The 9,314-nt window shown below is 72.3% G+C and carries 9 protein-coding genes; 6 read left to right on the top strand and 3 right to left on the bottom strand.

The genetic code is table 11. From position 1 onward, the window contains the following. Positions 1-109 precede the first annotated feature (109 nt). Genes AC1DP0_RS12800 through AC1DP0_RS12775 form a run of 6 tightly spaced genes read left to right on the top strand, consistent with a single transcriptional unit; the run spans position 110 to position 5,800 of the window. Positions 110-532 carry a hypothetical protein gene (locus AC1DP0_RS12800; protein WP_478084941.1) on the top strand — a complete coding sequence of 141 codons (423 nt, stop codon included), beginning with the start codon at positions 110-112 and terminating at the stop codon, positions 530-532. Continuing rightward, the gene (locus AC1DP0_RS12795) at positions 529-1,533 is read left to right on the top strand and encodes a phosphotransferase (protein WP_478084940.1); all 1,005 of its coding nucleotides are present in this window, start codon (positions 529-531) and stop codon (positions 1,531-1,533) included. The genes AC1DP0_RS12800 and AC1DP0_RS12795 overlap by 4 nt, the downstream gene beginning before the upstream one ends. Further along, the gene (locus tag AC1DP0_RS12790) at positions 1,530-2,864 is read left to right on the top strand and encodes an O-antigen ligase family protein (RefSeq protein ID WP_478084939.1); all 1,335 of its coding nucleotides are present in this window, start codon (positions 1,530-1,532) and stop codon (positions 2,862-2,864) included. Before AC1DP0_RS12795 ends, AC1DP0_RS12790 begins: the two co-directional genes overlap by 4 nt. Position 2,865: 1 nt before the next feature. Next, positions 2,866-4,149: a lipopolysaccharide biosynthesis protein gene (locus AC1DP0_RS12785; protein ID WP_478084938.1), complete on the top strand. Its 1,284-nt coding sequence runs from the start codon at positions 2,866-2,868 to the stop codon at positions 4,147-4,149. Then, positions 4,146-5,159, top strand: coding sequence for a hypothetical protein (locus tag AC1DP0_RS12780; protein WP_478084937.1), 1,014 nt, complete (start codon positions 4,146-4,148; stop codon positions 5,157-5,159). The genes AC1DP0_RS12785 and AC1DP0_RS12780 overlap by 4 nt, the downstream gene beginning before the upstream one ends. Then, a complete protein-coding gene (locus tag AC1DP0_RS12775) occupies positions 5,156-5,800 on the top strand; it encodes a sugar transferase (RefSeq protein ID WP_478084936.1) in 645 nt (214 codons plus the stop codon). The genes AC1DP0_RS12780 and AC1DP0_RS12775 overlap by 4 nt, the downstream gene beginning before the upstream one ends. A gap of 60 nt (positions 5,801-5,860) precedes the next feature. Here AC1DP0_RS12775 and AC1DP0_RS12770 read toward each other — a convergent pair whose 3' ends face one another. The 3 genes from AC1DP0_RS12770 to AC1DP0_RS12760 form a co-directional block, all read right to left on the bottom strand. Continuing rightward, entirely contained in the window at positions 5,861-7,444 is a 1,584-nt protein-coding gene (locus tag AC1DP0_RS12770) for a Rieske 2Fe-2S domain-containing protein (RefSeq protein ID WP_478084935.1), read from the bottom strand. 77 nt (positions 7,445-7,521) lie between these two features. After that, positions 7,522-7,959 (bottom strand): hypothetical protein, encoded by a 438-nt coding sequence (locus AC1DP0_RS12765; protein WP_478084934.1) that lies wholly within the window; start codon positions 7,957-7,959, stop codon positions 7,522-7,524. Between the two features lie 15 nt (positions 7,960-7,974). After that, the coding region (locus AC1DP0_RS12760) for a right-handed parallel beta-helix repeat-containing protein (protein ID WP_478084933.1) at positions 7,975-9,314 on the bottom strand (1,340 nt) is incomplete at its 5' end.

The raw sequence follows: 9,314 nt of genomic DNA, 5'->3' as shown, positions 1-9,314 counted from the left end.
CCCGTTACGACGCGACCACCCTGGGCACGACCCTGTGCGAGGTCTACACCCCGGAGCCTGCGGGCCCCCGGCCGGTGCTGACCCCCCTGCCGGACTGGGGCCGGGCCTCGTGAGTGCCCTCGAGGCCGCGCTGGCCCTCCTCGTGCCGAGGGGGACCCCGGTCGTCCACGTCCACGGCACCCGACCCGCCTCAGGCACGGCGATCCCGGACCTGTCGCCCGGGGCGCAGCTCGTCTTCCTCGACGGCCGGCGCCTCAGCGCCCGCCGCCTGCGGCAGCTGGCGCGGGACGCAGGCCTCGTCGTCGACCGTGAGCTGGTCGTGCTGCCGGGCCTGAGCGCGCCGGCCTTCGTCGTCGAAGACGCCGTCGAGAGCATGGGCTGGTTCTGGAACGCCTTCGCCACGGTCCCACCCGGGCGCTCCRGGGGCGCTCTCCTCATCACCGCGACGACCCGCCTCGGCCGTCACCGCCCCCTCGTCGGGTGGGTCGGCCGGCTCGTGCCCGGGCGCATGGTCATCGCCCACCGCCCATGACGACCTCGACCCGTCTGCCGGGCTCACCCGACCTCGTGGCCGTCGAGGACGTCCTGCAGCAGCACCTGGGCGCCCGGTCGCTCCGACTCGCCGTCGTGGCCATGTCGCGGGACGACAACCCGAAGGCGGTCGTGATGGCGACGCCGCCCGGTACGAGGACGCCCGTCCTGGCCGTGAAGGTCGCCCTGACGCCGGGCGCCGGGAGGTCGGTGCGTGCCGAGGCGGCGGCGCTCGAGCGCCTCGCCGAGCTCGACCCGGGGCTCGTCGGCGGCACGGTCCCGCGTGCGGTGGCGCTGCACGACACCCCGACGGGAACGATGCTCGTGACGACGGTCTCGCACGGGCGCCCGCTCTCGGTCGACTACCACCGGTGGCACCACACCGGCCGCCGTCGCAGCGTCGAGGCCGACTTCGACGCGGCGGGGGCGTGGCTCTCCGAGCTGCACGGGGTCGGGGTCCCACCGGAGTCCGAGCCGGACCTCGGTGGCCTGCTGCTGAGCCGCTGGCYCGACGACGGCCTGGGCAAGGCCGCAGCGCAGGTATGCCGTGACTCGCGAGAGCGCGTGGGCGAGCTCGACGCCGGCCACGTCACGCACGGCGACTTCTGGTGCGGCAACATCCTCCGCTCGGGCCGGCGGGTCACCGGTGTCGTCGACTGGGAGCACACGAGGTTCGGGGCGGCCCCGCTCTGGGACCGGGTGCGTTTCGCCCTCGCCTACACCCTCTACCTCGACCGGCACACCCGGGCGGGGGCCCCGGTCCACGGCCACGCCGGCCTCCGGGCGGGTGTGTGGGGTGAACCCGTCCGGCACCTGCTGCGGAGCGAGGACTGGTACGCCGAGCGCGTCGCGGCCTTCGTCACGTCCGGGCCGGGGTGCCAGCTCCCCACGACGACCTGGCGCGATGCCCTGCTGGTGGGGCTGGGCCAGGTGGCGGCGACGAGCGACGAACCGGGCTTCGCCCGCGCGCATGCCCTTCTCCTCGCGGAGGCCGGGTCATGACCACCGCGGTTCCGAGGGCGGGCACCGCAGGGTCCCAGAGGGCACCCGGGCTCTGGGCGAGCCGCCGCCCCGTGACGCCGGCGTCGCCGTCCCTGCGCCGCGTCATCGCAGCGGCGGTCGCGTGCATGCCGCTCCTCGAGCCGTCCGGGCTCGGCAACACCTCACCCGCGGACCTGCCCATCGTCCTCGCCATCCTGGGCGTCCTCCTCTGGCTGTCGCGCAACGGCGTGCGTCTGCACGTGCCGTATGCCGCGGGGGTGTGGCTGCTGATCCTGGCTGGGGCCGTCGCGGCACTGGCCAACCTGCAGATCCGCTCGACCTCGGTGCTCGCGCAGGACCTCTTCCTCCTGCTCTGGGTCGCCACCGTCGCCAACGCGGTGCGGGCCGACCGCTCGCTCGTGCGACTCGTCTGCGGCAGCTGGTGCTGGAGCGGGATCGTGTGCGCGGGGCTGCTGGTCGTCGGTCGACTGGCCGGCATCCCGTGGTTGGCCGGCCAGAGCGACCGAGACGGCTCGCGCGCCGCACTGACGTTCGGCGACCCCAACCTGGCCGGCAACTACTTCGTCTCGTGCCTCTTCATCGTCCTCGCCGCCCGATGCCCGCGGCGTGGCGCGCTGCGCGCGGGAGCCGTGATCCTGCTGGTGCTCGCGGTGGTCTTCACCGGGTCCCAAGGCGCCATGCTCGGGATGGTGGTGGGCCTGGGGGCGGCAGCCATCGTCGGTTCGTGGAGGTCGCGCGGTCCCATCACGGCTACCGGTCTTGCGTGCGCCGTGGCCCTGGCCGGGGGGCTTCTCGTCACGTCGGTCGACTGGACCGCGTTGCAGGAACAGGCTGCTGCCAGTGGGCCGGTCCTGCACGACTCGTTCGGTCGCGGCGACTCCTCGAGCCAGGACCGGCAGGTCCTCTTCGCCGAGGGCCAGCGCCTCTTCTGGAACGGCACCCTCGTCGGCGTCGGGCCGGGACGGACGGAACCGACCCTCGCCTCGATCCCGGCGCCGTACGTCAAGGAGGCGCACAACGACTACATGGCGACGCTCGTCGAGCTGGGGGTCCTCGGGGGCGTCGGTCTCGTCGTGCTGATCGCCTCCATCGCGTCACGGCTGGCCCGTGTCGCCGGACGACCCGGACGACCTGGGCGCGACGGTGACCGGTCGACCGTCCGGGAGCTCCTCCCGGCGCCGCACTTCCTCGTCGCGATGGCCGTGTCGTTCCTGGTCGCCGGGCTGTTCTACGAGGTGCTGCACTTCCGCCATCTGTGGGCCTTCCTGGGCCTGCTCGCCGGGCTGGACCTGATCCGTGCCGACTCGTCCCGACCGTCCGAGAGGCGATGACATGGGCATACGCCTGGACCCCATCCGCGGACGGCGTCGCCGCCGCATCCCCGGACGGGACGTCCTCGACAACATCACGGCCCGGCTGGTCGCCGTGGTCGCGCTGGGACTCGGCACGATCCTCGTCGCACGGGTCGGGGGCGCCGAGGACGTCGGTCTGCTGGCCCTGCTCCGCGTCGTGCCCGGGCTGGTCGGCGTCCTGGCTGCCTGTGGTCTGCCCGGCGCCATGGGCTACTTCCTCGCCGGGCCCCACTCGACCGAGGCGCGCCTGTGGCCCACGATCCTGGCGCTGCTCGCCGCAGGCATCGGGATCGGCATGGCGGCGTGGTTCGTGCTCATGCCGGCGCTGCGCGCCATCCTCTTTCAGGACACGAGCACGCTCGTGCTGGTCCTCGCCGGCGTCAGCGTCGGGACCCAGCTGCCCCTCGCCGTCGCCAAGTCGAGCCTTCAGGGCCTCGACGACCGGCGGGGCTCCAACGCCGTCACCGCCGCCGAGGAGGCCGCGTTCCTCCCCGCGTTCGGGATCGCCTACCTGCTCGGACTGCGTGGAGCCCTGCTGCTCGTGGTCGTGCTCATCGTCGCGGACGTCGTCGTCGCCGGGGCGGGATGGGCCCGTCTCGGGCGTCAGGTGCACGGCCGGGGGATGCGGATGGCCGGGCGCCCCGACCGGGAGCTCGCCCGCAGCATCGTGTCGTTCGGCCTGCTCGGTCAGGTCGGCGGCCTGGTCAACCTGCTCAACCTGCGCTTGGACTTCCTCGTCCTGGGCTCCATCGCCGGACCGGCGCCTCTTGGCGTGTATGCCGTGGCGTCGAAGTTCGCAGAGCTCGTCAAGCTACCGGCGCTCGCGGTGACCTGGGTGAGCTACCCGCGGATCGCCCGCCTGGGGCCGGAAGAGTCCGCGAAGATGGTGCGCCGACAGCTGCCGTGGCTCGGCGCCCTGGGCATCGTGGGCGCCGTCGTGCTGGCGCTCGCCGCGGGACCCCTGCTCCCAGCCCTCTACGGTCAGGAGTTCGTCGACTCCATCGTGCCGGCAGCCATCATCGCCGTGGGCCTCGTCGCGTCGCCGGCAGGCGGCCTGGCGAGCGGCTACCTCCTCGGGACCCGGCGCCCGGGCACCAACTCGGTGCTGCAGACCGTCGGCCTGCTCGCCACCCTCGGCCTGGACCTGCTGCTCATCCGCTCGTTCGGGGTGATCGGGGCAGCCGTGGCCAGCGCCATCGCCTACCTGGTCACTGACCTCAGCACCGTGCTCGTCGTGCGACGGCTCACGGCTCGGGTCCCATGACGCGGGGGCGGCTCCTGGCAGCGATCGCCGTCGCGTGGGCCCTGCTGGCAGGGGGGTGCAGTGCGTCGGCGCCCAGCCCGGCTCGTCCCGCCTCGAGCGCCGCCGGCACCCAGCCAGCCCCCGACGGCAGGTACGCCCAGCTCGTCGACGACCTCCGGGCGAAGGGAGCCGGCGTCTGGGTCGAGTCCGACGTCGTCAAGGCCTACCGAGCCGGCCCGGAGCGGTACCGCCAGGTGCTGGGTATCGTCCTCGCCCTCGCGCGCCGCCCGGGTGTGGCCGGCATCAAGATCGCTGACGAGCTCGGCTACAACGACGGCACGACGAGGGAGCAGGCGGCGGCCCTGATCCGACAAGCCGTCACGGACATCCACACCGCGTCCCCGCGGACGAAGGTGCTCATCGACGTCGTCGTCCCCGAGCTGGGGTGTCTGTCGTGGACCGCGACGTCGACGCCTGCCATGCGGATGTGCGGGGCGAACGGCGTGGATGCCAACCCTGGGGCGAGCCTCGAAGCCGTGGACGGCTATGCCGCCTCCGGGGTCGACGTCATCGATCTCAGCGCGGGCCTCCAGGACGACAGCTGGTACGTCGCACAGGGCACCTCCCGAGACGAGGCGATGCGACAGAGCTGGCGGGAGGCGGTGCGTCGGTGGGGATCCAAGGTGACCTTGCAGGCGCGCAAGGCGCTGGCCCATCCGGGGTCCTACTCCGGCGACGCGGCCCAGGCCGAGGCCGATGTCCACACCTACGTCGACATCCCGCTCGCCGAGGGCGCGAAGGCGGTCGACATCTGGACGTGGGCTCAGCGCTACCGCGGCCAGATCGTCACCCTCACCGATCCCGGAGCCGCACCGAACGCCCTGACCCGTGCGCTGCAACAGAGGCGAAAGGAAGGAGCGCGGCTGTGGACACACATGACACCCTCGACGTACCAGGTCGATCGGGCACACGACGTGGCCGCGGTGGCGAGTCAGTTCGACGACGTCCTCGTCGCCGCCGGGACGGGGTGAGCTCGTCGGGCGCCGCTCGCGTCAGCGCCGCTCGTCGGGCCCTGGACGTCGTCGTCGCAGCGATCGCCTTGGTGCTCACGGCGCCGCTCGTGGCGGTCGCGGTGGTCGCCATCCGTGCGACGAGTCCCGGGCCGGCGCTGTTCCGTCAGGAGCGCGTCGGTGCCGGCGGTCGGCCCTTCACCATCCTCAAGCTGCGCACCATGACGAGCGGTGGCCGTGGGCTCGACATCACGATGGGTCGCGACTCCCGGGTCACGAAGGTGGGGGCCGTCCTTCGTCGCACGTCGCTGGACGAGCTGCCGCAGCTGATCAACGTGCTCCGGGGCGAGATGACCCTCGTCGGTCCGCGACCGGAGACCGTCGCGCTGGCGCGGCGCTACCCGCCCGAGTGCCGGTGGGTGCTCGAGCACACCCCGGGCCTGACCGGGCCCGCCCAGATCAGGATGCGCGACTCGCGCGTGCTCGAGCCGGACGCCTCCGCGCTCCTCGGAGGTGCCATCCACGACCCCGAGACGTGGTACCTCCAGACCATCGTGCCGCGTCGCGTGGAGCTGGATGCCCACTATCTCCGGGCACCGTCGCTGTCGCGCACCCTGCTCGTGCTTCTCGAGACCGCGGTCTACCTGCTGCGGCCCCAGTGAGGGACCTGATGCCGGCAGCACGCACCTCGAAGAGGCGCGTGCTGCCGGCGTTCGGGCGGCTCAGTGGAGGGTCGGGGCCGTCGCTCGGGTCACCTGCAGCGGGTCGCACCTGGCATTGAGGCAGGCTCCGCTCGCGAGGTCGAACTCGAAGTTGTGACCGAGGCAGCGGAGCACCCCGTCGTGGATGAGGCCGCCGTACTGGAGGTCCTCACCGGCGTGCGGGCAGTAGCGGCTCACGACGTAGTCCGCGTGGCCGTCGGAGAGCACGACCGTCTCGGCCGGGTCGCGGTTCGTCTCGTAGCCCTCGACCGCCTCGAGGGCGTCCCGGTCCGCGTGCTTGAGCAGGCCCACGAGGTAGTCGTTGTAGACGTCGGGGTCGCGGCTGGCGCGGATGCGCAGGGAGAGGAACAGGTCCTCCCACCGGACCCGCCCCCTGAGCACCGCATCGAGCCAGCGCGCCTCGACGGTGAGGTGGTAGCCGGGCATCCGGCTCGACGGGCTCAGGTCGACCTCGGTCGTGTCCGGTCCGAGCCGCACGTCCCAGGTGCCACCCGCCGGTCCGAGCACCTCGAAGCGGACGGTCATGCCGATGCGCTGAAGGAAGTAGTCGGACAGGGCGCCGAGGTCCAGGAAGTGGTCTCGGAAGCGCTCGGCGAGCCCGCTCTCCGGAGCCGGGTCGGGCAGCTGGGCGTGGACCGCGGCGATCTCGTCGGCGCGCCGGCCGGCATACGCGCGCAGGTAGTCGGAGGTGTCCTCGAAGGAGAAGTCCACCCACATCGGGTCGCGTTCGACCTCGCCGGAGCCGGCGTGCAGACGGTCGCCGGGCAGCAGGCAGAGTGCGGTCTGGCCCGGCAGCCGCTCCCTGAGGAACGCGAGGGCCTGTCCCTGGTGGGGGAAGATGCCCGGGTGCTGCGCCGTGGGGTTGTGGCGCGCGACGGCAGGGTCGAGGAAGGCGGGCGGCCCGGCATACGGCACGACGATCTTCGGCGGAGCCGAGCGGAGGAGGCGCGTCACGGCCCGGAACTTGCCCAGACGCTTGTCGGAGCTGATGCGCTCGACGACCTCCGGCGGGTAGTCGTAGCAGATCGGGTGCCAGGAGGCCCCTGACATCTGCACGCCCATGACGTCGATGGGCCGACCGGCCTCCTCCGCGGCCCTGCGCAGCTGGCTGACGCTGAGCCGCGCGTCGTTGGTGTGCAGCACGGCGTGCCCGTCGACGTAGACGAGGATGGCGGCGTCGTGGCACATCGGGCTCAGCTCGGGGATGACCGTCACCCAGTCGCCGCGGTCGTTGAGGGCCAGCCGTTCCCACGCGTCGAGCTCGATGACGACGTTGCGGATGCCGGCTCCCGCGATGCGGTTGCGCATCTCCCTCGAGGGATAGCGCGGGATGACCAGGCGCATCGACGGCGAAAGGGCCTGCAGCAGTGGCAGATCCAGATGATCGAGATGCTCGTGCGAGATGGCGACCCAGTCCGCGTCGAGCATCTGCGGAGTGCGCACGTGGGCGTTGTCGGGAAACGGGAACCAGGAGCCGAGGAAGGCACCGCCCGGCGACATCCACGGGTCGCACAGCATCCGCAGGGCCGGTGCGTCGATGCGCAGGCCGGCGTGGCCGAGGGAGGTGACAAGGGGTCCGTTCATGCCTCGACGATCCGCCGACTTGCCCGCGACCGACACCGGCGTGGGGTTGACCGCGCCCTACGTCGTWTGACGGAGCCTCAGAGCCCGCAGTAGCGGCGCAGGGCGGTCAGGTCGCCTCGGAGGCTGGCTCCGATGTCGGTGTGGCGTTGGGCCGAGGTGTCCGACCTGGTGGTGAGGGTGGTGCGGTAGGCGACGAGGTCGTCGGCGAGGTTCTGCGCGAGCTCGCGGACGTCGTCGGAGGCGGTGGCCTTGGCGGCGTTGGTGGCTCGGCTCAGCGCCGCGGTGACCACGGTGGTCGGGGCGCCGGGCGCGGTGGCGGTGACGGCGGCGGCGACGAGCAGGCCGATGGTCGGGCAGTCGGTGGGAGCGCCTGCCGGGCGTGCCGCGGCCTGCTGCATGAAGGGGCCGGCCTGGGACGCCCCGCTGGCGAGGAAGGCGGCGCCGAGGGCGAGCACGGCGGTCAGGGCGACGCCGAGCAGGAGCTGCCAGCGGTGGGAGGTGGTCGAGTTGCTCATGGAGTCGTCCCGCTTCTAGGGGAGGGGCTGGTACTCGTAGGCGCCGCGGTCGTCGTACTTCCGGCTGCCCGCGCCGGTGTTGACCGTTGCCGGGTCGTCGACCCGGGCTTGCCCGCCGGCGTCCAGTCCGGGCTGGCCCGGTGCACCGGAGTCGGCGGAGTCGATCGCGGGGGAACCGCTGCGGAGGGCGAAGTCGCCCAGCGACGGGTTGGTCCAGCGGGGGTCGGCCTGCAGGGCGTGGGCCTCCTGCCCGCTGGCTGCCTGGAACGCGGCCAGGGAGGTGTAGGACGTCGACCCCCAGACCATCATCGTGCCGCCGCTGACGCTGAGGTTGACGAGGTCGTAGTCGAGGCTCGTGCCGAGCTGCGAGGTGGCGTCGACGCGGATGTTCCCGCGCGTCCGTGGGCACTTGACCGTGCCTCCGGCGCCGTCAGGGCACGAGGCGGCGTTGTCGACCGAGACGTTGTTCGCGAGCGTGAAGCCGCTGGCCGTCCCGGAGGGCACGCCCTCGAGGTTGATGCCGGCCGCGACGTTGTCGTAGACGGTGTTGCCGACGACGGAGCTGCCGGTGACGGCGTAGTCGTCGATGCCGTGGTCGCCGGTGATGCACCCGGCCGTGTTGCCGGTGCCCGGGGCGTTGCAGTTCGACAGCTTGACGGTCGTGAACCCCTTGTTTCGGTAGCTGACGTTGTCGACGATGGTGTTGCGGTCCCCGCCCGGGTAGGACTGGATGCCGGAGTCCTCGTTGTCGTGGACCCGGTTGCTGCTGACGACGTTGCCGGGTGCGCGCAGGTCGATGCCGACGGCGTTGCGGACGTAGCCGTAGGCGTTCAGCGAGCTCTCGTTGCCGGTGAGCTGGTTGCCGGTGGAGCCGTTCGTGAGGTAGATCCCGGACGCGGAGTTGTCGGTCACGAGGTTGCCCGTGACGACGGAGTTCGTCATCGAGTTGAGGTACATCCCGTAGGCCGTCGAGCCCTCCACGCGGAGTCCGGACGTCCGTACGGTGTTGCCCGAGAGCCGGATGCCGGTGGCGTTGTAGACGTAGATCCCGTCCTTGGTGCTGCCCTGGATCGTGAACCCCGAGACCGTGATCCAGCTCTGGTTGGAGATCGTGAAGCCGTGCTTGGCGCCGGAGATCGCCACGGTGGCTCCGGCCGCGGGCTGGAAGGTGATGGGCGAGCCGGACGTCCCGGAGTGCCAGGGGAACACCTCGTCGGTGTACGTGCCCGACGACACGAGAACCGTCTGCCCGGCCACGGCGACCTTCGCCGCCTTCGCGATCGTGCAGAACGGCACCGACGCGGTGCCCGTCCCCGTGTCGGAGCAGCCGCCGCCTCCCACGTAGAGGTAGGCGG

The organism is Terrabacter sp. P5_B1, assembly GCF_056400505.1.
Note: the sequence above shows the minus strand (reverse complement) of the source record. Positions and strands in the feature narration are given on the sequence as shown.